Source organism: Pantoea sp. BAV 3049, assembly GCF_009765445.1.
Taxonomy (GTDB): Bacteria; Pseudomonadota; Gammaproteobacteria; order Enterobacterales; family Enterobacteriaceae; genus Erwinia.
In genome coordinates this window covers 4723782-4746921 of sequence record NZ_WHOY01000031.1, presented here as the reverse complement: position 1 = coordinate 4746921, position 23140 = coordinate 4723782, and the positions used below count along the sequence as shown (strand labels likewise).

Here is a 23140-nt window from a genome sequence, read left to right as displayed (position 1 = left end):
GTAAGCCGCCGCTTATTATCAATCCAACAAATAACCGGTATAGACGATTATACGATTTATGAATTTTCACGGTATCGACCTGAATCTGCTGGTGGCTTTCAACGCGCTGTTCAACGAGCGAAATGTCACACGTGCTGCCAGTCGGGTGGGCGTCAGTCAGCCTGCAATGAGTGCGGCGCTGGCACGCTTGCGCACGTTGTTTGGCGATCCCCTGTTCCAGCGTGGCGCTGAAGGGTTACATCCCACTGCCCGGGCGAATGAACTTGCCGGACCGGTGACCAGTGCATTGCAGCAGCTGGAGTCAGCGCTGATTACCCGCCCCGCCTTTGCGCCCGACACGGTGAGCCAGACCTTCCGCCTGGGGCTGTCTGACTATGCGGCTTATGTGCTGCTGCCGTCGCTGAGCAAAGCGCTGGAGCAGCAGGCTCCGGGCGTTACGCTACAGGTGCTGGCAGTGGCGAACCGCGACAGCGTGATCGATCTGCTGGATGCCGGAAAAATTGATACTGCAATTGGCGTCCCGCCCAGTGCTCAGAACAGCCGGATACTGTCTCGCCCGCTGTTACAGGATCGGTTTGTTACCCTGCTGCGTCACGATCACCCGGCGGCGAAAAGGGAAATGGACATCAACAGCTTTCTGGCGCTGAAGCATATCCTGGTGTCACCGGAAGGAGATGGTTACGGCGTGGTGGATCAGGCGCTGGCGCGGCAGGGATTGCAACGAACCCGCGCGCTGGTGCTGCCGCAGATGTTCGTGGCACCGGAAGTGGTCGCCGCCACGGATATGGCCGCCACGGTAATGGAGCGTGTGGCGCTGAACTGTTCCGCCAGAGATAAATTGCGGCTTTACACACCGCCACTGGAGCTGCCGGTGATCCCCTTCGATCTGATCTGGCATCGGCGCAATGACAACTCAGCCGCTCAGCAGTGGCTCAGAGCGTTAATTGACTCTCTGGCATCCTCGCTATAATGGTAGCTGCCGGTGCGGAAGGCGCGCCGGGTGTAACCACAGAGGTGAAGTTTTGATTAAATACAGCGTGCTGTACCCGAACACTGAAAACGGGGAATTTGACCACGACTATTATCGCGATGTGCATCTGCCGCTGATCAAAGAGAGAATGGGTGATTTTCTGCTGTCGTATTCCATCGACAAAATCATTGCCACACCGGAAGGCACTCAGGCACCCTATATTGCCGCCTGCCACCTGGTTTGCCGTTCCGTTGACGATCTGAAAAAAGGCATGGAAGGCCACGTTGATGAGATCGTGGGTGACGTGGCGAATTTTACCAACCTCAAGTCGGTGAAGTGGATTTCAGAAGTGGTGGAATAAGTTCCATAGCGCGAGGAGTGCCGGACAGTAAAAGGGCGGAATACATTCCGCCCCGGCAAACCGTGTCTCCCTCGCCTGCAGGCGAGCGAATCTATTCAACCCGTCGGGTTACAGCAGTTTCTTCTCAGCGAGGTCCAGCGCAAAGTAGCTGAAGATCAGATCCGCACCAGCACGTTTGATCGCCCCCAGACTTTCCAGCACCACGTCCTGCTCATTGATCGCACCAGCCTGTGCGGCAAACTTGATCATCGCGTACTCACCGCTTACCTGATAAGCCGCCAGCGGCAGTTCGGTGCGCTCACGCACGTCGCGGATAATATCCAGATAAGCACCCGCCGGTTTCACCATCAGCGCATCTGCACCTTCAGCCTGATCGATCAGTGATTCACGAATCGCTTCGCGACGGTTCATCGGGTTCATCTGGTAGGTTTTGCGATCGCCCTTCAGCGACGTTCCGGCTGCTTCACGGAACGGGCCGTAGAAGGAAGAGGCAAATTTGGTGGAGTAAGACATGATGGCGGTATCGGTAAATCCGGCCTCATCCAGCGCATGGCGGATAGCGGCAACCTGACCATCCATTGCCGCAGAAGGCGCAATGAAATCCGCCCCCGCGCGGGCAGCAGCAACGGCCTGTTTACCCAGGTTAGCCAGCGTGGCGTCATTATCCACACCGTGATCATGCAGCACACCGCAATGGCCGTGAGTGGTGTATTCGCAGAAGCAGGTATCCGACATCACGATCATTTCCGGCACGGTATCTTTGCAGATACGGGACATGCGGGACACCAGACCGTTCTCCTGCCAGGTATCGCTGCCATCCGCATCGGTATGGTGAGAGATACCAAAAGTCATTACCGAGCGGATACCCGCTTTAGCAATGCGTTCAATTTCATACGCCAGACGCTTTTCCGGAATACGCATCACGCCAGGCATCGCCTGAATCGCTTTGTACTCATCCAGCCCTTCCTCAACAAAGATCGGCAGTGCAAGGTCGTTAATGCTGAGGGAAGTTTCCTGAAACATTGAGCGGAAAGATGGGGTCTGACGCAGGCGTCGTGGGCGAAGCCCTGGAGAATAACTGGACAAAACAACCTCGGATTAGCAACTGTCGCGGCGATAAACCCGCCACGGGTGACAAAAAAGTGAGTCCGCTAACAGTATACCTCTGCGCGCTTTCTGACAATCTTTGCAGCGCTTACCGCCCGAACAACGGCACAGAATGCGTATCTCTGATGGCATTCCCGTCCTGAAATTGTCTTAAAAAGACGCCTTTTCAACAGGCTACCCGTTTCGCGTCCATACTTAAGGAAACTGAAACAGGAGTAAAAATGGGATTTCTTGGCTGGACCGCCGCCACCGGCGGACTGTTACTGTTAATGTCACTGGCATCAGGCTGGATCAACCGTGGCCCGGTGACGGCATTTGCCCTCTATCTGGTCGCCGGTGTGATCAGCGGTCCCTGGGTGCTGGACCTGCTGCGGGTTGATATCGCGGCGCATGCTGAACTGGCGAAAAATATCACCGAAATAGCCATGGCCGCTTCGCTGTTTATTACCGGTCTGAAGCTGAGGTTGCCGTTAAAAAGCCAGGGCTGGCGCATTGGGCTGCGGCTGGCGTTTCCCGGCATGCTGCTTACCGTGGCGGGCGTGACGGTGGCGGCTCACTTTCTCACCGGTCTTTCCTGGCCGTTCGCTCTGGCATTTGCCGCGATTGTCGCCCCCACCGACCCGGTACTGGCCAGTCTGATCGCTGTGAATGATGCGCGGGACAACGATAACCTGCGCGTTTCGCTCTCAAGTGAAGCGGGAATGAATGATGGCACCGCCCTGCCGCTGCTGATGCTGGCAGTGATGCTGATTGCGGGACATGGCGACTTATCCCTGGAGCAGTTTGGTCAGTGGGCGCTGAAGGATGTGCTCTGGGCCATTGCAGGCGGACTGGGGATTGGATTTGTACTGGGCCGCTTTGTCGGACAGTACGCCACGCATTTGCGCCATACGCATCAGGACGTGGCACCGAATGATTTCCTGGCGCTGGCGCTGATTGCCCTCAGCTATGCTGCAGCACAGGCCCTGGATGCCTCAGGATTTCTCGCCGCCTTTGCTGCCGGAGTGGGACTGCGCCGCGCCGAGATGCGGGTCATTAACCGCCAGCCCGCAGACATCTTTCAGGACATCGAAAACCGGCCGCCGGCAGAGGTTATGGTCAATCCCCATATCCGTCACGAACCGGGTGAAACCAATCCCGCCAGTTCGGCAGGCCTGGTGGTGGGTGACGCACTCTCTTTTGGCGATACGGTGGAACGCTTGTTCGCAGCGGGGATCATCATTGTGCTGGGGGTCACACTGGCTCAGCACTGGGACCCGGGGGGGTTAGTCATGGCGGCCCTGCTTTTCTTACTGATCCGTCCGGCTTCCGTATGGATGGCAACCCTGGGAATAAAAGCTCCACGCCAGCACCGGCTGATTATCGGCTGGCTGGGTATCCGGGGAATTGGCAGTATTAACTATATTGCCTGGGCTTATACTCACGGGCTGGCAGGAGAAGAGGTGACGCAGATGGCCAATATGGCCTTTACGCTGATTGTCGCCAGCGTGGTGGTACACGGCATTTCCGTAACGCCTTTACTCAACTGGCGGCAGGCAAAAATTGCCGCCGCCAGCCGCAAAGATCCCTGAACAGGGATCAGGTCATGCTAAAACCAGAAAGCTTTCTTTTACACCAGGTCAGGCTGGTGTAAAGAGGATGGCAGTACCAGATAATGCTGAACTTCAGATTGTTACGGGTCATCTTACGCACCAGTGAACTGAAAGCCGGTTGATACTCTTTCGGCACGGCCATATCGTGTTTTCTCACCATGGCCAGGCACCCTCCCATCACCGGAGAGTAGTAGTAATCAACCAACTTATTGTCCACCAGGATACCGGAAGCCAGAATAGCCTTCTCGGTCCCCTCCCGGGCAATGAAATAGTTCTTCACCCACGAGAAATCACGGGTCGCCACCGACAGCGACCCCAGGCTGTACCGCTTGAAGTAGTAAGCATTGGCGGTGAGGAACAGACACCGGGCGTGGAGATAAAGATTAAACATAAACGGCGCATCTTCATGATTCTGGATCGGCAGAAAAACGCTGCCGCTGCGGTTAATTAACTCGCGGGAGATCACGCTTGACCACAGCACCCGGTGAGCGGATTCAGTGTCAAGCAACTGCTGCAGTGTTTGGGTTCCTCCCTTAAAAAGCCCCACGGTTGCCCGGCCATGAGCATTTTCATAGGTTCTCTTTTCCACTGGCAGGTCCGGGAACATTTTCGCTGAGAAGCCGAACAGCTCCAGGTCCGGGCAGGCCTGCTTTTCACGAATAAAATCAGCAAACAGCGTCGGACCGACATAATCATCCGCATCCATGAAATAGATGAACTGCCCGGTAGCGATGTCGAGGCCTTTGTTACGGGCGGCACTCACGCCACCGCGGGCATTGCGGATCAACCGGATAAAAGAGTGAGCGGCGCAATAGTCGGCGATCAGCTGGTCAGTTCCATCAGTAGAGCCATCATCAATGATAATGATCTCATCCGGTATCGCAGTTTGCCGAAGCAGTGAATCAATTGCTTCACTCAGATATTCCCGTCCGTTATAGACGGGGATAATGACTGACAGGGTTGGCTTCTCAGCCAGGACGTTGACAGTGCTCATCTTTCACCCCGCAGGTTCAGTCGACGAAAAGTCATGTTTTTGAGAGATTCCCCGACCTTGCTGTGGAACAGGCAGCAAATCATCAGGTTGATAAAGCCGATAATTCCGAGGAACAGCAGGTTCAGCCAGCGGTTAACGTTCCACTCAAAAGGAATGTACAGCGAGACGAAGGCCACCACGGCGGAGACACCCCAAATCAGCATCACGTCGCGGGTCAGCCAGGGAATATGAATTTTCGGGGCAAACTTACGGTGCACAATATAAGCCCAGACCAGCAGATAGAAGATGTTCTGCCCCAGCCAGACCACGCCGGTTCCCAGCGCGCCATAATGCATTGCCGCAAAGATGTTCAGAGGGATCAGCACGATGGCAAAAACGGTAAAGCCTTTCATGTGCAGCGACAGGTTGCCACTGACGTATTGCAGGTTATAAAGCAGACCACAAATAGCCTGAATCCCGCTGCCCAGAGCATAAAGAGTCATCACCAGTGACATCTGTTCGCCAATCAGGGCATTCTGCGTCCATGCCCAGATCAGCTGGGTCGGATACAGAGCAATGGTGATACTCAGCGGTGCCATAAAGATACTGACGGCCTGAGTGGTCCAGCGGTAGAGCTTCAGGGTTTCCTGCTCACCATTCCCGGTGTTGGTTTTCATCCCGGTCATTCTTGGCACGATAGCCTGCATGATCGGGCTGCTCAGCATCACGATGCCGGTGGCAGCCGTTGCCACCACGGTAAAGGAACCGTAGGTTGCCAGCGGCAGCGTTTTGGAAAGCACCAGACGGTCAATCTGCGAAATAAAGGTCCAGATGGCGCTGGAAAAAGCCGCACCCAGCGCAAATTTCAGGAAAGGTTTGATGACGGTGTTAAAGTCCGGCGCTTTGGTTTTGCGACCCGTGCGCGGAACCAACTGGTAAGACTTGAAGATACAGCAGGCGGCTTCAGCCACCGAGATCGCAAGCTGCCAGCCAAAGAAGAAGATCACCGGATTGGAAGCAAAACGAATCACAAACACCGCACCAAAAGTACGCAGCGTAATGACAATCACGTTCAACGCATTCAGCCAGACCTGGTGTTCATAACCGACAATCACGCTGCGGAAAGGCCCGGTACGCCAGCGGATAGCCGCCGTCAGCACCATCACCGCCACGGCAATAATCAGATCCTGGTGAGGAATGGTTTTCGCATGCAGCCAGTGAGAGGCAATGTAAGGCGTGGCAATCCAGCCCAGCACCACCAGTACGGCCGAGGAGATCAGGAAAAACTTGCCCAGCGTGCCAAACAGGGAAGGAAAATAGGGATTCTGTTCTTTATTAGCACGATAACGGGCCGCTTCACGTAACAGAGTGGTGGAGATCCCCACGTCCAGCAGCTGGAGCCATGTCAGCAAAATAGAGAAAAAACCGATCAGGCCATAAATCTCCATTCCCAGTTGATGAATATACAATGGCACGACAAGAATACCGGCCAGAGTGGAATAGAGTTGCCCGACATAATTCGCAACCGCATTACGCTTAATCGACATAATCTCTTCTTATTGTGACTGAGATACCAGGATTTGATAATTCAGACTAACAAATTGTCGCTGGTACGGCATCAGGGAAATAATCTTAAAAAACCATGCAGCGGCCAGCCGCTGGCTTCTTTGATCACCTTCAGCAACAATTTGTTATAAAAGAAAGGCACCCGGCATGCTTACCACAGCCATTCCGGCTGTTATTCAGGGTAAGAAGACCAGGTTTCAAAATTAAAACAGCCAACACTTAAGCAGCGCTAAACATGAGCAGTACCAGACTTAGTGCGAAAAAGCACATTATACAGTTCCGGTTTTCTCAGCAATATCCAGTTAGTCAATGAACCTGCCCGTAAGTCACGACCAAAGTAATGGATGGCATTAAATAAAAAATCAGGCGTCTGAATACCATTATTCTGCGCGATCTGCATCATCGATTTAAAAGACTGAATAAGATACAGCCGCCGTAATTCCTGTGAAGCACGAGAATCTTCAGAGAGTCGCGTTAATTTTTCATAGCCACTGACAAAGGCATCATAACGGCCACGGAAACTGTGTTCGTCTTTCACCGAGACTACCGCTACGGCGGCGGGCGAACGCAGACTGTAATGGCACTTGTCGCTGACCCAGGCCTGGCCGGATCGCAGGAAAACTTCCAGCGTGTAAGCGGAATCCTGACACAGGGGTTTGCAGTGCATAATCTGCCAACTGTCCAGCTTTTGCTTCTGCACAACAAAGTTACAGGTCGCTGAATGACAGACGCCATTCTGCAGCATATCGCTGAACGCCTGCCGGGCCGTCATCAGGCCGTGGCGGCGGTGAACAACATGATCCCGGGCGCTGAAGGACGGGTTTGTCTCATCTGTCCTGGTGTTAAAACAGAACAGCTCAACCTGCGGGTGACTGGCAATGACCCGGGTAAAATCCGCACAAAATCCGTCGCTGACCAGCCCGTCAGGGTCGCAGCAGTACAGCCATTTGCTCTGTGCCAGACCGGTACCATAATCACAAAGATTCTGGGTTTCCCCGGCGGGTCGAGCGGCAATAACGATGCCAGACTGTCCGGAAATTTCACGGAGCGCATCCGCCGTAGCGGTGTCAGACTGGTGATGAACAATAATAATCTCGTCAGGAACGGGAGACTGGCGAAGTAATGCTGCCAAGCAATGGGCGACATTTTTTTCGGCGTTATCGACAGGGATAACGACCGACAGCAGTTTTTGCGTCATAGTCTTCTTCTTCTTAACGAAAAGCATGGGCCATAATAAACAACAATAGCGCCATAATTTCAATGTTCATTCGACTGTTAAGCGTGTATTAGGAATTATACCCGGGCAAAATACCAATTATATTCTTATGTAACCAATTTGTTTTTAATTGCAAATGAAATTAATACCCTCCTGTATATCAACATTATCTTTAACATTAAAATCATTGCAACTTTGAATTATTTGAAGTCTGATTTAAGTATTGTATGGACCGCTTTCCGGTGATAATTTGCGAATAAACCTACCCTAAACGAATCATCAACAACTCACGCCACCAGGATTTTTCTTAGTCAGGCCATTTTACAAGCTGTAACCATCACCTGAGGAAATTCTTAACATCCAACTTCCCTTATGAAGCGATGAAGTTATTAATAAATAAAATAACCCATAACTTACAGTCAGTTTCTCCAGTGCATTTTCATGCCTTTCTCCTTACCCCCATTTTGGGAAAAATATTTTTGCTTACAGAGTTTACCCAATCGTAAAGCGAACGGTATTCGCGTCCTGAGTCTTTCGATTGCAAAGAATCGCCAGCTGCATACAAAGCCGGACAGAAAAAAGGACCATTTCCCCGGTCAGCCATAAAAGGTTACTTTTGCACTTCTGAAGAATGCGCCCTTCCTTCAGACAGCTGCATCCATTTAACATCAGCAATACTTAATGCTAACTCAACCCCGCTTCACCCTCCTTATCAGGCCAGGGATGTCCCGGTGGAACTGTCGTTATCAGTAAAAGAAATTTATTGGTTAATCCGTACTTCACTAATAAAACGCTGAAAAAGCAGACTTGCTCACGATCTCTCTCCGCTGTGAAAGCCTGTCCTGAGATTTATGCTAGCCTGAAAGAGGGCTTACGCTACCGCTGTCAGACAGAAGAGATCATAAAAGAGATGAAAATTTCAGACAGTTTTCGCAGCCATTTTATCCGCGAAATCCTTCTGCCACTTGTCCTGGTGCTGCTAATCACTTTTTCAGCGGCCAGCTTTACTGTCTGGTGGGCGACCTCCAGGAGCAATGCCAGCGCAGAGGCACAACAGCAACAGATAATCAAAACTTCTCTTTCGCAGAGTCTGGAAGAGATGATCATACAGCACCGAAGCCTGTCCTTGTGGGATCCACTGGCCCGCCAGCTGGCACTGACGCCCAAAAATACCGCGTGGCTGAACCAGAATGTGGGTAGCTGGCTTTCCGGAATGTTTGGCCACCAGCTGGTTTATATCCTTGATGCCAACAACCAGCCGGTCTATCGCTGGGAGAATGGTAAGAATGTTTCTGCCACTCAGTTTGCGCATCTGCAGCAACCGGTGATGGCAATGGTGCAGCAGTTGCAGATTCCCAGGCAAAGCGGAAGTCATCACCGTGATCGGGTTGATTTCACGCTTATTGATAATCGTCCGGCCGCGCTGGCGATGGGCACCGTTGACGGTGATAATGGTCAGAGCAGCAGGTTCACGCTCGTCAGCATCAAATATCTGGACAGCAACTACCTTGAGTCTCTTGCCCAACGGAGCCTGCTCAAAGATCTGCGATACGTGGATGGCAACCCGGACCCCAATGGCGCGAACTGGTTACTCACCAATAAAGAGGGAAAGCCACTCGGTCATCTCTCCTGGCGTCCTGATGCGCCTGGCACGCAAATGCTGCATGTCATCGGCCCACTGGTGCTGGTGGTTGTACTGATCATTACGATGATTTGCGTGGTGATGATCCGCCGGTTGTGGTTGTCCTCGCTGAAATTATCCCAGTCGCTGTTGCAGCTCAGTGCCAGCGAGGCACAGGCGCAGCATCTGGCTTTTCATGATGTGCTGACCGGCCTGCCAAATCGCGCACTGGTCGAAGACCGTCTGACCCAGCTCCTGAGCAAACTGATACGTAATGATGAACAGGTGGCCCTGCTTTTACTCGATCTGGACCGATTCAAACTGGTTAATGATACCTACGGCCATCATGCGGGTGATGATTTAATCATTGAGGTGGGCCACCGGCTCAGCCATCTGGTCAGAGAAAAAGACAGCGTGGGTCGTCTGGGTGGCGATGAATTTGTGGTGATTATCGACGGCGTTCACTCACCGCGAGATATCCAGCAGTTGTGTGAAAAAATCATCGAATCCCTCGGCCGCTCCTTCACTTTACTGGGCAGTGAAACCTGGATTGGCGTCAGCATCGGCGTGGCGCTCGCCCCGCAGGATGCTACCGATCGTTCCGAGATAATGCGCAAAGCGGATATTGCCCTGTATGAGGCCAAGAGCCAGGGCCGGGGACAGTATCGCGTCTTTGAACAGGTGATGGATGAATCCGTTAAAACCCGCCAGCAGGTGGCCGCTGATTTGCGTCTGGCCCTGCAAACCAAACGCGACCTGGCGGTGTACTACCAGCCGCTGATGGACATTTCAGGACAAAAGGTGGTGGGACTGGAGGCACTGATGCGCTGGAACCATCCCGTCCGCGGTCCTGTCCCGCCCACAGAGTTTATCCCGCTGGCCGAGGAGATGGGGCTGATTATTCAGATTGGCGAATGGGTGCTGCGTGAAGCCTGCCGGGTGTCGCTGGCCTGGCCAGAACTGACCATTGCGGTAAACGTCTCTCCGCTGCAGTTTCGGGCGAGCGGTTTTGTTGAGCGAATCAAAGCTATTGTCAAAAAGGAGAAAACGCTGCCCTCCCGCATTGAACTGGAAATCACCGAAGGTGTACTGATCGAAGACGAAAAAGAGGCACAGGAGATTATCAAAGAATTGCGTCAGGCGGGCTTCCGTATTGCGCTGGATGACTTCGGCACCGGATACTCCAGCCTGAACTACCTGAGCCACTTCCCGGTAGATAAAATCAAGATTGACCGTTCTTTCACCCAGTCGCTGGGCATGACCGAAAACTCTGTTGCAATCATCGAGTCGGTGGTGAAGCTGGGCCAGGCTATGGGGCTGACGGTAACGGCCGAAGGAGTGGAAACCAGCAGCCAGATGTCGGCGCTGGCCGAAGCAGGATGTAATCAACTGCAGGGTTATCTGTTCTCTCAGGCGGTGCCCGAATCACAGATTGTCGGACTGCTGGCACCCCGTAAGGCGGGATAAACACTGGCGGGCGGAGTGCATTCCGCCCCCCTCCATCCGGCTTCAGCCGTTCTCAGGAAAAATAGTGGCCTGTAACCGGGGCTGCTTCACGCTGCGGTTAACCAGCAACCAACACAGCGCGGTGAACACCCAGCCGATAATCCACGAAATATCGTTGCCCTCAAACAGCCAGACCAGCGAGCCGCTGTAAAAGCCGTTAGAGATAAACGGCAGCTGGATCAGCACGCCCACAACATAAGTGCCGATACCCGCCATGTTCCAGCGCTTGTAGCGGCCCTGCGGATTGGAGAGCGCCGGAATATCCACGTGCCCGCGGGAGATAAAATAGTAATCCATCAGGTTCATGGCGCTCCAGGGCACAAAGAACGCCAGCAGGAACAGCAAAAACTGGGTAAAGGACTTGAGAAAAGAGGGCTCGCTGAGCATCGCAATAGCACAGCTAATCGCCACCATGCTGACGATAAAGGTAATCCTTCCCGCCGCAGTGATCGCAGCCGTCTTTCTGAACCCGCACACAATGGTGGTCAGCGACATAAAGCTGCCATAGGCATTGAGCGTGGTGAAAGTAATTTTGCCGAAGCAGATAGCAAAATAGAGCACCAGCGCCATTGACCCGGTCGATCCCAGCCCGACGATATAACCGACTTCATTGCCGGAGAAAGCCTTGCCCGCCAGGGCTGCGGCAATCACCCCCAGAGTCATTGAAAGCTGCGTGCCCAGCGCCGTTCCGGCAAATACCGCCAGGAAGGTTTTTTTTGCGGAAACATTACGCGGTAAATAGCGCGAATAGTCAGAAACATAGGGGCAAAACGCAATCTGCCAGGAGGACGACAGCGACATCGCCAGCAGGAACATCGACAAAGAAAAATGGTTGTTGCTCAGCAACGCGCCGACATCATTTTCCAGCAACAGACGGAAAAACAGGTAGATAAAAGTCAACACGCCGACCACGCTGGCGACTTTTCCAAGACCGTGGATTAACCGGTAACCCAGCGTGGCCACCACGATAATAATGACCCCAAAAGCAACAATCCCTGCCCGGTCGCTGATACTGGCTAAATGCGCCAGCGCCTGCCCGGCCAGCACGGTGCCGCTGGCAGAAAAACCAACATACATGACACAGACCAGGATTAGCGGGATCACCGCACCGTACACGCCAAACTGTGTCCGGCAGGTAATCATCTGCGGCAGACCCAGGCGGGGTCCCTGCACCGCATGCAGTGCCATAATCCCTGCCCCGAGGATCTGTCCGACCAGCAGGCCAATCAGCGACCAGACCACATCGCCGCCCAGTACCACGGACAGCGCTCCGGTTACTATGGCGGTAATTTGCAGATTGCCGCCAAACCACAGCGTGAACTGGCTGAAAACCGTGCCATGGCGCTCTGATTCGGGGATGTAATCGATACTGCGGCTTTCAATAAGGCCGGATGCTGCACGCTTGCTGTCGTGCGGAGCAGAGGATGCTGACGCCATAATTCACTCCTGAGCTGAGAGGAAGCCACCGATCCATGGGAACGTCATGGAACCGGGTGACGTGATGGTGTGCCCGGGTTGTGCTTTATTGTATATACAACCCTATGGCAGCGTGCCATATTCACAGCGGGTCAGCAAGAATCTCGCTCATAAGAAAAATCAATATGTTAAAGGGATCACGGCGTGAAACAGCCCGGCGCAACCGGATAGCGCACACAGTCCGCCTTGACCGCTTTTTCCTGATGAGGCGTTCCCAGTGGCGCCCAGCCATAATCCACCAGCTGTGCGCGGTAGACCTGATTAGTAATATAGCGATCGCGCGGCATCGAACGGCCAAACCAGGGGCTGACGTATTCCCAGACGATCTCACCGGAAGGCGTCACCTGGAACAGACGGCCATGCTGGCCTTCATCAATCAAGGTGTTGCCATTCGGCAGGCGCTGGGCGCTGCTGATAAAGGCGCTGTAGAAGCTCCAGATGGCCTGACCAGATTTCTCCCCGTCATATTCCCAGACAATCTGCTTACTGACCGGATTCACCTCGATAATTCTGGAGGCTGAGAAAAATCCCTGACGGCTTGGCGGGAAGCCCGCATTGCCCTGATTATCAAACATCAGCAGATTACCTGCGCCGGGAAGCCCTTTCGGAATGATATGCAGATCGTGTGCGCCAATCGTTTGATCCAGCGGACGGGGAAGAGGTTTACCCAACTGTAAAGCCGGGTACTCCGGCCCGATACGCCAGACCACTTTGCCTGTGTGCCGGTCAATAATCACCGCAACGTTAGCATTGCGCGAATTAAGCATGATGTTGTCTGGCGCGAAGCGTTTATCGCCGCCATCAAACCAGCGGTCAGGACCAACCGGTGAAGCGGTATTAAAATGCAGGAAATCCGGATCGCTGGAGTCTTTAATCATCTGGATCTGCTCTGCTGTAAAGCCGAACTGTTCCAGGTTATCGCCCGCTGACCAGTGCCATACCACCCGGCCCTGCGGTGACACTTCGTCAATGCTGTTATCGATGATCGGGTAGTCAAATCCCGGCAACTTGCGCAGTTGCGCATCCAGTATCAGAGTATTGCCATTATCCAACCGCCGCATTTCATGATGCTGATGCACAGGACTCTGCTGACTCCCCCACTGCCAGACCACTTTACCCTGCCAGTCCACTTCCGCCACCGAGGCGTTAAGCATGCCATTGCCTGGGTTTGCCACCGGAGAGGTCTTTTGCAAACGTTCCTTCTGTACCAGTATGTGGCCGTGCTGCCCTCTGGCCTGGTCAGGCTGTAGCGGCCACGGCGGGAAGCTCTCAAAGTCCCAGCGGTGGACTTCATTACCATTCATATCAATCAGGTGGGTCTTATTATCATTACCCGGCAACAGTACAAAACCGTTCCAGGCCTTCTGCGGATCGTAATAAGTTGTGCCGGTAGGGTAACTGGTGGGAAGAGCAACAGCAGAACTGCAGGCAAAGAGTAAAGCCGTAGCCAGCAACGTTCGGACAGCGGGACGCATCAACCTCATAGAGGGCTCCTGGGCAAATGCCTGAAAGGCAAAAGTGAAAACCCAAGTTTAGACGCAGACTTTCCGCTCTGCCGTCAGAGGGACACCAATAACTTCACATAGCCAATCCGCAGAGCCAGTGGGCGTTACTCCAGCAGCTTAATCAAGTCATTGACTGAGGTGCGTCAGTGTAGCCAACGCACCTGCAGTCTGAACAATGAAAAGGAAATCAGAAGAAGCCCAGCGGCTGGACACTGTAGCTCACCAGCAGGTTTTTAGTCTGCTGATAGTGATCGAGCATCATCTTGTGGGTTTCGCGACCGATGCCTGATTTTTTATAACCACCAAATGCGGCATGCGCCGGATAGAGGTGATAGCAATTGGTCCAGACGCGCCCGGCCTTGATCGCCCGGCCAACACGATAGGCCCGGTTGATATCTCTGGTCCAGACGCCAGCCCCCAGCCCGTAGATTGAATCGTTGGCAATCGCGACAGCCTCAGCCTCATCTTTAAAGGTGGTGATCCCCACCACCGGCCCAAAGATCTCCTCCTGGAAAACCCGCATGCTGTTATTGCCCTTCAGTAAAGTCGGCTGAATGTAGTAGCCGGTCGACAGGTCACCTTCCAGTTTCTCAATCCCGCCACCGGTCAGCACTTCTGCCCCCTCTTTTCGGGCAATATCCAGATAGGAGAGGATCTTATCGAACTGCTGCTGCGAAGCCTGCGCGCCCACCATGGTGTCAGTATCCATCGGATCACCGCGTGTGATGCTTTTCACTCGTTTCAGCACGGCTTCCATGAATGGCGCATAAATCGATTCCTGAACCAGCGCCCGGGAGGGACAGGTACAAACCTCGCCCTGATTAAGGAAGCCCAGCACCACACCTTCCGCCGCTTTTTCGATAAAGGAAGGCTCGGCCTGCATAATGTCTTCAAAGAAAATGTTCGGTGATTTGCCGCCCAGCTCGACGGTGGAAGGGATCAGATTTTTCGCCGCCAGCTCAAGGATATGGCCGCCGGTTGCCGTAGAGCCGGTAAAGGCCACCTTGGCGATACGCGGATGACCGGCCAGCGCTTCACCGGCTTCACGGCCATAGCCATGGACCACATTCAGCACGCCTTTGGGCAGTAAATCGGCAATTAATTCCACAAACAGCGTGATCGACAGCGGCGTCTGTTCAGCCGGTTTAAGCACCACGCAGTTGCCTGCTCCGAGTGCCGGAGCCAGTTTCCAGGCGGCCATCAGCAGCGGGAAGTTCCACGGAATAATCTGCGCCACCACGCCGAGCGGTTCGTGGAAGTGATAGGCAGCGGTAAATTCATCAATTTCGGCCGCCGAACCTTCCTGCGCACGCAGGCAACCGGCAAAGTAACGGAAGTGATCGACGGCCAGCGGCAGGTCGGCAGCCAGTGTTTCACGCACCGGTTTGCCGTTATCCCAGGTTTCATTGACTGCAATAAATTCCAGATTCTCTTCCAGGCGATCGGCAATTTTCAGCAGGGTCAGCGAACGGGACTGCACTGAGGTTTTTCCCCAGGCATCAGCAGCGGCGTGGGCGGCATCAATCGCCTTCTCAACATCATCCTTGTCGGAGCGGGGAAATTCGCCAATGACGGAGCCGTTAACAGGCGAGGAATTGGTGAAATACTTCCCGTTAACCGGCGGAACGAACTCACCATTAATAAAGTTGCCGTAGTGCGACTTCAGGGTGATCAGGGATTCTGTCGTGCCCGGATAAGCGTAACGCATCATCGTTCTCCTGTGGAGTGAATTGCCGAAGCAATTTAACAACAAAATAACCGATGGTTAACATTGTTGACTCTCAGAGAATGTCAGAACGCTGGAGCGGAAACTGTGATTGCTGCCAGAAATCCTGCAACAGCTGGCGCGGCCAGACGGGTTCCTCCTGATGGGTCAGCAGGCTGCTGACTTCGGGTTTATTCTGCAGACAGGCCGTCATGATGGTGCCGGTGAACTCAGGATGAAACTGAACCGACAGCGCATGCGGGCTGTAACGGATAATCTGGCAGTGATCCAGCGCGGAAGAGGCAAGCACCTGCGCACCCGGCGGCGGCTGCAGCACTGACTGGCGATGTGAAAGCCATGCGGAAAAGTGTTCCGGCAGCTGGCTGAGCAGCGGATCTTGCTGGCAGGCGGTAGCGGTTTCCAACTGTTGTAATCCCCGTTCCCACCCCCGGGGATTATCATCCACCAGCCCACCCAGCGCGTAGGCCATCAGCTGGTGACCATAGCAGACGCCAAGAAGAGGCAACTGGTGATCCATCGCGCTACGGATCCAGGCCGCTGTGCGTTCACTCCACCCGGCATGGTCGGTCACCATCGCCCAGGAGCCGCTGAGAATGGCCGCAGCTATCGAGGCCGGTTCGGGCAGGTCTTCACCCAGATCGGGACGTACCACAATATAGTCTCCGGCCTGCAGGCCGAGCGCCGCGACAAACCAGTGCTGTTGTTCGCCAATCTGTGACATCACCGCAGCAGGCGGTGTTTCAAGCTGAATAATCGCTAACGGTAGAGAACTCATAATGGGCCAGGCCGTCCTTATCGGTCGCCCGCTGGCTGCAGACGTCTGTGACTTATCATGGCATGCCATCCGGACCCTGTCACATCACATTTTGTTGCGTTATTCCGTAAATAGTCATAAGCCCGTCGCGAAATAATTCCCGCCGCCGCGCTCAAAAATCCGGAAATTCGTGCCATGATGACCGGGTGGTTAAATGAACGAAAGGACAGCCTTGTGGCTTTGCGTCATTTTTTTCTGATTCTGCTGGTCGTGACTCTCTGGGCATTTAATAACGTGGCGATTAAGTGGGGATTGCTTGATCTTCCGCCGCTGTTTCTCACCATGATGCGCTTTGTGGTGGTAGCCGCGATCCTGGTCCCCTTCACCAGAATCACCCGTGAGCAACTGCGTTATCTGCTACCGCTGGCGTTCACTTTTGGTTTCCTGCACTTCTCTCTGCTGTTTGTCGGGCTGAAATTTACCGATGCCGGGACCGGTGCCATTGTGGTCCAGCTCGGCACGCCGATTGCCATGCTGCTGGCGATGGCGATCCTGAAAGAAAAGCTGACGCTGGTGCAGATCGCTGGCATTGTCACCTCGCTCACTGGCGTGGTGGTGCTGGCGGGCAGTCCGACTATTCCGGCCTGGTGGGTGCTGTGCCTGTTGCTGTGCAGCGCGGTGGGTTGGGCAGTCAGTAATATGATCGTCAAAAAATCTCCGGCGATTAAGCCTCTGACCATGACCGGCTGGCTCTCTTTTCTGGCGATCCCGATTGTCGGTCTGGCCTCCTTTATTCTGGAGGCCGATCAGCTGAACAGCCTGGTTCACTCCAGCTGGCGGGGCTGGTTCGGCATCTTTTACAGCGCCATCTTCTCCTCAATTGTGGCCTACTCATTGTGGTATTCCCTGCTGCGCAGTTACAACGTTAACCTGATTATGCCTTACTCGCTGCTGACGCCGGTGCTGTCGGTAATCCTGGGCGTGGTGGTGCTTGGTGACGGCATGAACAGCTTTAAAATTATCGGCGCGCTGCTGGTGATTGCCGGGACGGCGATTGCGGTAATTAACCTGCGAAACCTGCGGATGCACGCCCGCCTGCCAAAGTTCCGACGCCTGCGCTAGTGCCAGGCAAAACCCGGGTTTCATTGCTAAAGTGATCGGAGAAAGGAGGAAGGCAATGGACATCGGGTTAACCACACTGCTCTGGCAACAACTCTGGCAGGGGCTGCGTAACACCGCCACGCCAGTACCGACCGTCAACTTAACAGGCGATAAGCGTCTCTGCTCCGCTTATCCGGTGAGCGAACTGGCGGCGACCAGCACCGCACTGGCCATGCAGGCTACTGCAGCCTTAATTGATTCCCCTCATCAACTGACCGTGGATGCGCGTCTGGCTTCGCGCTGGTTTCAGCACAGTTTCCGCCCGATAAATCGCGATGCGCCTGCACTGTGGGATGCGTTTGCCGGTGACTATGCCACCCGCGAGGGGTGGATCAGACTGCATACCAATGCACCGCACCACCGTCTGGCGATGGAAAAAGTGCTGGGACAGCATCCCAGCCGTCAGGCGCTGGCCAGCGTCGTCAGCCAGTGGCAGGCGAACGGGCTGGAAGAGGCCATCGTTGCTGCCGGAGGCTGTGCAGCCGAAATGCGCAGCGTTGCCGCGTGGCAGCAGCATCGCCAGGGGCAGAGCGTCAGCAGAGAAGCGCTGATCGCGCAGACTTTGCAGCCGGAAGCCCCCGCGCCAGACTGGCAGTTGCCCGCAGCACGCCCCATGCTCGGTGTGAAAGTGCTTGATCTGACCAGGATTATTGCCGGGCCGGTCGCCACACGCTTTCTGGCCGGGCTTGGCGCAGAAGTGTTACGCATCGACCCGCCAGGCTGGGAAGAACCCACCCTGGCAGAGGAAGTGACGCTGGGGAAACGCTGTGCGAGGATCGACCTGAAAACAGCGGCCGGACGGGAAACGTTTGAGGCATTATTGCGACAGGCAGATGTCATCGTTCACGGCTATCGGGCCGATGCGCTGAGTAAACTGGGTTATGACAGCGAAACGCGGCAAAAGCTCGCCCCGGGGCTGATCGATGTCAGTCTGAATGCCTGGGGCTGGACCGGTCCCTGGCGTAACCGCCGGGGCTTTGACAGCCTGGTGCAGATGGAGTGCGGCATTGCCGATACCGGACGCCTCTGGAAGAGGAGCGATGCCCCTTCCCCGTTGCCGGTGCAGGCGTTGGATCACGCAACGGGTTATCTGATGGCTGCCGCCGCGCTGGAAGGAATGCGTCAGCGTCGGTTAAATCACACCGGGTTCACGGCACGTCTGTCACTGGCCCGTACCGCCTGTCTGCTGACGGATAATCCTTATGCGGACACAGAGCAACCTGGCGGCCTGGGTCCGGCCCGGCGTCATGATGAAAACGTCGAAACCGAAATGACCCACTGGGGCATCGGTAGCCGCCTGCGTTCTCCCCTCTGGCTGCCCGGCACGCCGCTGATCTGGTCGCGCCCGGCCTCACCGCTCGGCTCCAGTTCAGCCTGCTGGCTGAAGTGACCTTTGTAATTCGAACAGTCCCCCGGCTGACATGAAAATGTGCCGGACGGGCCTACCTCACATGATCGAATTTATCTGGCCCAATTGTGCATCACCCGCGCAGGATCAGTTGTCCCCTTCCTCTTCCAGCTCGTCACGCATTGCCTGGATCGCTTCACGACTCAGCGCTGCCAGCGTGCGGTAGAACGCCGTGCTGGCATGGGCTTCCACTTTGCCCAGGAACTGGCCGCACCAGGGCATCAGGTAGTCATCAAACAGAGAGATCTGCGCCTGAGACTCGTCGGCATCTGACTGATCTTCCAGCCAGGACGAGGCCAGCAGCAGCGCGCCAAAATGGTCGGCTGGCGCATCAGTCATCGGCATATCCCGGCTTTGCAGGAAGGCACGAACTTCGCTCTCCTGCGGACCGTTATCCCAGTGAGAGCCGTAAGGAGGAACCTTGCAATCACTGCCAACAAACAGCGCGTTGTAATCGGCGGCCAGCGCCTGTGGATCGCTGTTCTGCTGCAAACGCTGCAACAGCTCATCCTGCTCCAGCGGCCAGTGCTGCTGCAGTTTGCCTTCACGCAGCAGCGTAAAAAGCGGCACCAGCAGCGGATCCTGAGGCTGGCGATTATAGAGCGAGCCAAGGATACGGCAGATGATCGAAAATTCATTCATGACGGGGTGTCCATTCAGAGGTTAAGCGTGACAGGGTCACATATCAGCAAATTCAGCAATTTTTTTGCCCGTGCGCAGCTCCAGAAAGTCGAGCAGGCGACGTGGCGTAACATTTAAGATGCGATCTTCCGGGAAATCAACTTCCTTCGCAATCCGCAGGCAGTGCTCAAAGTTACCGAGCGTAAACGCAGTATGCGAATCTGAACCAAATGAGAGCCGCCCTCCCGCATCGCGAACCGCAGCCACTATCGCCCGGCAGTTCGGTTCACTTCCCGGGCGGGAATGGGTAAAGGAGGAGTTGTTCAGCTCCAGCGCCACATCGTATTTTGCCGCTGCGGCTGCAATGGCCAGGATATCAACAGGATATTTAGGATTACCCGGATGGCTGATGATATGCACGTTACCGCTGGCCATCGCTGCAATCATCGCTTCGGTATTCGTCGCCTTATCACGCGGCGCAAATACCGGCTCGTGAAAGCCTGCCACCACAATATCCATCGCCTCCATCATCGGCCCGGTGCAATCGATATCACCGTCGGTATTTTTAATATTGGCTTCAATGCCGCGCAAAATACCCACACCTTCAACCAGTCGCGGCCAGATACGCATATTAACGAAGTGCCAGTAATGTGGCGCATCGGCCATATCCGGACCGTGATCGGTAATCGCCAGCAGCTTCACGCCGCAGGTTTGCGCCTGCTGAACGTAATCTCGCAGCGTGCTATAAGCGTGCGTACTGGCAACGGTATGCATATGAAGGTCGACGGGGTACATAAAATTCTCCTGATTGCGGTAAGGCAAGAATAGCATTCCTGCCCCGGATTGACTTAATAACCACGCTCCACGTCCACGCGGCCGGAAGGCATCGCGCCCGATTCACGCTGGTCAATGGATCTGGCAATGTAATCCATAGCTTCCTCCGGCAAGGTTACAGCGGCATTATGCGGCGTGATGGCGACAGCCGGGTGCCCCCAGAAAGGATGATCCTGCGGCAACGGTTCCTGCACAAAAACATCCAGCGCGGCGGCTTTGATCTCACCCGCCTCGATAGCCGCCAGCAGATCGGCTTCCACCAGATGAGGACCACGTGCAAGATTAAGCAGGAAAGCGCCCGGTTTGAGTTGGCTCAGTAGCTGACGGTTGAGGATGCCCGTGGTCTGTGGCGTGTTGGGTAACAGATTGATCAATACCTGAGTGCCGGAAAGAAACTCGCTTAACTGCTGCTGGCCGTGGAAGCTGGTGACGCCAGGCAGATCTTTGGGGGAACGGCTCCAGCAGCGAACAGGAAAGCCCCAGAATTTCAGGCTTTCTGCCACGCTGCTGCCCAGCACACCTGCGCCAAGAATGCCGATGCTGAACGCTTCACGGGAGTAATTACTCAGATGCTGCCATAAAGTCTCACGCTTCTGCTGCTGATAATCCGTAAAGCGGCGGAACCAGCCGAGCACGTGATAAACCGCGTATTCCTGCATCTGGCGACTCATGCCAGTGTCTTCCAGACGGAACAGCGGCACGCCGGCTGGCAGCAATTCCGGGTAGCGGCGCAGCTGGTCGAGAATATCATCCACGCCTGCACCAAGCGCGAAGACCCCTTTCAGTCCGGTGCGCCCTTGTAACATCTCGACCGGAGGCTGACGGACCAGCGCATAATCAGCATGGGCATTATCACCGGAAGTCCATATACGGAGGCGAGCCTGTGGCAGGCGCAGCTGCAAGCCAGCGAGCCATTTTTCTGCGTCAAAGGAAGGGTGATAGTAAATGATGTCCATGTTTGCTCTCCTGTTTTTGCTTCAGGCTCGGGGAAAAAAGCGCTACTGGCAAGCAAAAATTGTTGGGATACTAATAGTACCCCAATAAATTATTAGCGGAGTTGCGGTTGCTGAATCAGCTTGCGCAGCAGCGGTATCAGCATCAGCAGGGTCAAACCAACTACGGCGCTGCCCCAGCCCAGCAGGCTGAAGATATGGCTGTAACCCGGGTTGGTCAGCGCTGCAGTGCTGCCGCTGTTTTCTGGCATCAGCCCGGAAACGTAACCCGCCAGCACCGAGGCTATGCCGGTGACCATCATCCAGCAACCCATCATGATGCCCTGATAACGTGCCGGAGCCAGTTTGCCGATCATCGCGTAACCAATCGGCGAGAGCAGCAGCTCTGCAATACTTTGCAGAACATAGCTGATCACAATCCACTTAAAGGCCACCATACCATCACCCCCCGCCAACATGATCCCCAGCGGCAGCACCAGCATACCAAGCCCGATAAAGAATAATGACGAAGCGAACTGCAAAGGAATATCTATACGCCAGCCGCGTTCACGCAGGTTGCGGAACAGCAAAGCCAGCAGCGGTCCGCCAATCACAATCACCAGCGTGTTGATATTCTGCACCCACTGCGGTGCGATACGGATCCCCCAGACGTTGAGGATAATGTTGTGTTCGGTGAACAACATCAGGCCCATCGGTGCCAGCTGATACAGCGTCCAGAACACCAGCGAACCCAGCGCGAGGATCAGATAAGCCACCATGCGGCGCTGCTCTTCACGTGGGCGATGGCGCAGAGTGGTGATCCCCAGCAGCACAAAAATGACCGCGCCCAGCCCAATCACAAACGTGCCGGTGAAATCAGCATGGGTCAGCATGATGCGGATAACCGGCACCAGCACCACCAGAATAGCCAGACCGGCCAGCATCCTCATCCGGAACTGATTTTTGCTGACGTGCAGCAGCGGTGTGTCGATATCAGCGAGGATTTTCCAGCGCAGCAGCGAGATAACGATAGCAACCGCATTGCCCAGTGTGGCAAACAGGAACAGAGCCTGGTAATGCTCAGTGAGCTGGAAGTAACCCGCGCCGGTAAAACCGATAAAGAAGCCCAGGTTCATTCCGGCGTAGTTCCACAGAAACGCGCTCTCACGGCGGTTATCTTCCGGGGTAAAGCGCTGGGTCAGCATCATATTGATGCAGGTGACGTTAAGGCCGCTGCCGGTCAGGAACATCGCCAGTCCCCAGTAAAGGCCTTCGGCACTCTGGCCCGACAGCACCCAACATCCGGCAACCTGCAGGATCATACCCAGCACGAAGAGGTTACGGTTGCTGAGATATCGCCCACCCAGGTAGCCACCAAACAGGTGCAGGCCGTAGTTAAACGCGCCGAAAACCCCCATCATCGCATTGGCCTGCCCTTCGCTGAAGCCCAGCCGTTTGGTGGCGTAAAGCACCAGCGTTGAATAGAGCACGGCAAAACCGAGCGTGGCGAATATTTGGATAAAGAACAGCGCACTCGTTCCGCCGGAAGCGGTGGCCATATTTTTTGTCGGGGTGTTCACACCGGACCTCATGATTTTCCTGCCATCTGAAGTGCATTATTATGCATGCTGAGGCTCAAAATGCGCCCCCTGCAAATGCTTTTGGTGCCGCTGAACGATGCTTTTGCCGATTTAAACAGCAATCTGCTGTAAAACTGGCTAAATGGGCGGAAAAGTAGAGAAAGAGTGTTGACCGCCGCAGGACTTTTCCCTACATTAGCGCCCGTCAGCGACACAGTTGCGACAACAATA

Annotated in this window: 19 protein-coding genes; 6 read left to right on the top strand and 13 right to left on the bottom strand. The window is 54.8% G+C overall.

Annotated elements, in window-relative coordinates:
- Nucleotides 1–58 precede the first annotated feature (58 nt).
- Together GSQ70_RS23580 and GSQ70_RS23575 are read left to right on the top strand one after the other, a co-directional pair.
- The gene (locus GSQ70_RS23580) at nucleotides 59–970 is read left to right on the top strand and encodes a LysR family transcriptional regulator (RefSeq protein WP_158784782.1); all 912 of its coding nucleotides are present in this window, start codon (nucleotides 59–61) and stop codon (nucleotides 968–970) included.
- Nucleotides 971–1022: 52 nt separating this feature from the next.
- A complete protein-coding gene (locus tag GSQ70_RS23575; protein ID WP_158784781.1) occupies nucleotides 1023–1331 on the top strand; it encodes an EthD family reductase in 309 nt (102 codons plus the stop codon).
- Between the two features lie 108 nt (nucleotides 1332–1439).
- Here GSQ70_RS23575 and hemB read toward each other — a convergent pair whose 3' ends face one another.
- A complete protein-coding gene (gene hemB / locus GSQ70_RS23570; RefSeq protein WP_158784780.1) occupies nucleotides 1440–2417 on the bottom strand; it encodes a porphobilinogen synthase in 978 nt (325 codons plus the stop codon).
- Between the two features lie 242 nt (nucleotides 2418–2659).
- Between hemB and GSQ70_RS23565 the strand changes: the two genes are divergently transcribed.
- Nucleotides 2660–4009 (top strand): sodium:proton antiporter, encoded by a 1350-nt coding sequence (locus tag GSQ70_RS23565; RefSeq protein ID WP_158784779.1) that lies wholly within the window; start codon nucleotides 2660–2662, stop codon nucleotides 4007–4009.
- A gap of 7 nt (nucleotides 4010–4016) precedes the next feature.
- Here GSQ70_RS23565 and GSQ70_RS23560 read toward each other — a convergent pair whose 3' ends face one another.
- The 3 genes from GSQ70_RS23560 to GSQ70_RS23550 form a co-directional block, all read right to left on the bottom strand.
- On the bottom strand, nucleotides 4017–5024 hold the full coding sequence (locus tag GSQ70_RS23560) for a glycosyltransferase (RefSeq protein ID WP_158784778.1): 1008 nt from the start codon (nucleotides 5022–5024) through the stop codon (nucleotides 4017–4019).
- Nucleotides 5021–6550, bottom strand: coding sequence for a lipopolysaccharide biosynthesis protein (locus GSQ70_RS23555; RefSeq protein ID WP_158784777.1), 1530 nt, complete (start codon nucleotides 6548–6550; stop codon nucleotides 5021–5023). The genes GSQ70_RS23560 and GSQ70_RS23555 overlap by 4 nt, the downstream gene beginning before the upstream one ends.
- Nucleotides 6551–6798: 248 nt before the next feature.
- On the bottom strand, nucleotides 6799–7767 hold the full coding sequence (locus tag GSQ70_RS23550; protein ID WP_158784776.1) for a glycosyltransferase: 969 nt from the start codon (nucleotides 7765–7767) through the stop codon (nucleotides 6799–6801).
- A 928-nt stretch (nucleotides 7768–8695) separates the two neighbouring features.
- On the opposite strand from GSQ70_RS23550, the gene GSQ70_RS23545 reads away from it, so the two are divergent.
- Nucleotides 8696–10873, top strand: a complete 2178-nt coding sequence (locus GSQ70_RS23545) for an EAL domain-containing protein (protein ID WP_158784775.1) — start codon at nucleotides 8696–8698, stop codon at nucleotides 10871–10873.
- Between the two features lie 42 nt (nucleotides 10874–10915).
- Here GSQ70_RS23545 and GSQ70_RS23540 read toward each other — a convergent pair whose 3' ends face one another.
- The 4 genes from GSQ70_RS23540 to GSQ70_RS23525 all read right to left on the bottom strand — a co-directional run bounded on the left by GSQ70_RS23540 (nucleotide 10916) and on the right by GSQ70_RS23525 (nucleotide 16394).
- Nucleotides 10916–12349, bottom strand: coding sequence for a cytosine permease (locus tag GSQ70_RS23540; RefSeq protein WP_158784774.1), 1434 nt, complete (start codon nucleotides 12347–12349; stop codon nucleotides 10916–10918).
- 176 nt (nucleotides 12350–12525) lie between these two features.
- On the bottom strand, nucleotides 12526–13872 hold the full coding sequence (locus tag GSQ70_RS23535) for an aryl-sulfate sulfotransferase (RefSeq protein WP_158784773.1): 1347 nt from the start codon (nucleotides 13870–13872) through the stop codon (nucleotides 12526–12528).
- Between the two features lie 208 nt (nucleotides 13873–14080).
- Complete coding sequence (locus GSQ70_RS23530; protein WP_158785453.1) at nucleotides 14081–15601, bottom strand: aldehyde dehydrogenase family protein; 1521 nt, start codon at nucleotides 15599–15601, stop codon at nucleotides 14081–14083.
- 73 nt (nucleotides 15602–15674) lie between these two features.
- Complete coding sequence (locus GSQ70_RS23525; protein WP_158784772.1) at nucleotides 15675–16394, bottom strand: glutamine amidotransferase; 720 nt, start codon at nucleotides 16392–16394, stop codon at nucleotides 15675–15677.
- 213 nt (nucleotides 16395–16607) lie between these two features.
- Here GSQ70_RS23525 and GSQ70_RS23520 point away from each other — a divergent pair, with 213 nt between their 5' ends.
- Together GSQ70_RS23520 and GSQ70_RS23515 are read left to right on the top strand one after the other, a co-directional pair.
- Nucleotides 16608–17495, top strand: a complete 888-nt coding sequence (locus tag GSQ70_RS23520) for a DMT family transporter (protein WP_158784771.1) — start codon at nucleotides 16608–16610, stop codon at nucleotides 17493–17495.
- Between the two features lie 55 nt (nucleotides 17496–17550).
- Nucleotides 17551–18924, top strand: a complete 1374-nt coding sequence (locus tag GSQ70_RS23515) for a CoA transferase (RefSeq protein ID WP_158784770.1) — start codon at nucleotides 17551–17553, stop codon at nucleotides 18922–18924.
- Between the two features lie 105 nt (nucleotides 18925–19029).
- Here GSQ70_RS23515 and GSQ70_RS23510 read toward each other — a convergent pair whose 3' ends face one another.
- From GSQ70_RS23510 to GSQ70_RS26185, 5 genes are all read right to left on the bottom strand, one after another.
- Nucleotides 19030–19584 (bottom strand): molecular chaperone, encoded by a 555-nt coding sequence (locus GSQ70_RS23510; RefSeq protein ID WP_158784769.1) that lies wholly within the window; start codon nucleotides 19582–19584, stop codon nucleotides 19030–19032.
- A 36-nt stretch (nucleotides 19585–19620) separates the two neighbouring features.
- Entirely contained in the window at nucleotides 19621–20358 is a 738-nt protein-coding gene (locus GSQ70_RS23505; RefSeq protein WP_158784768.1) for a phosphatase, read from the bottom strand.
- A 53-nt stretch (nucleotides 20359–20411) separates the two neighbouring features.
- Complete coding sequence (gene ghrA, locus GSQ70_RS23500; protein ID WP_158784767.1) at nucleotides 20412–21353, bottom strand: glyoxylate/hydroxypyruvate reductase GhrA; 942 nt, start codon at nucleotides 21351–21353, stop codon at nucleotides 20412–20414.
- A 92-nt stretch (nucleotides 21354–21445) separates the two neighbouring features.
- Nucleotides 21446–22888: a peptide MFS transporter gene (locus tag GSQ70_RS23495; RefSeq protein WP_158785452.1), complete on the bottom strand. Its 1443-nt coding sequence runs from the start codon at nucleotides 22886–22888 to the stop codon at nucleotides 21446–21448.
- A gap of 29 nt (nucleotides 22889–22917) precedes the next feature.
- A partial coding sequence (locus GSQ70_RS26185) for a hypothetical protein (RefSeq protein WP_233268475.1) occupies nucleotides 22918–23140 on the bottom strand: 223 nt, incomplete at its 5' end.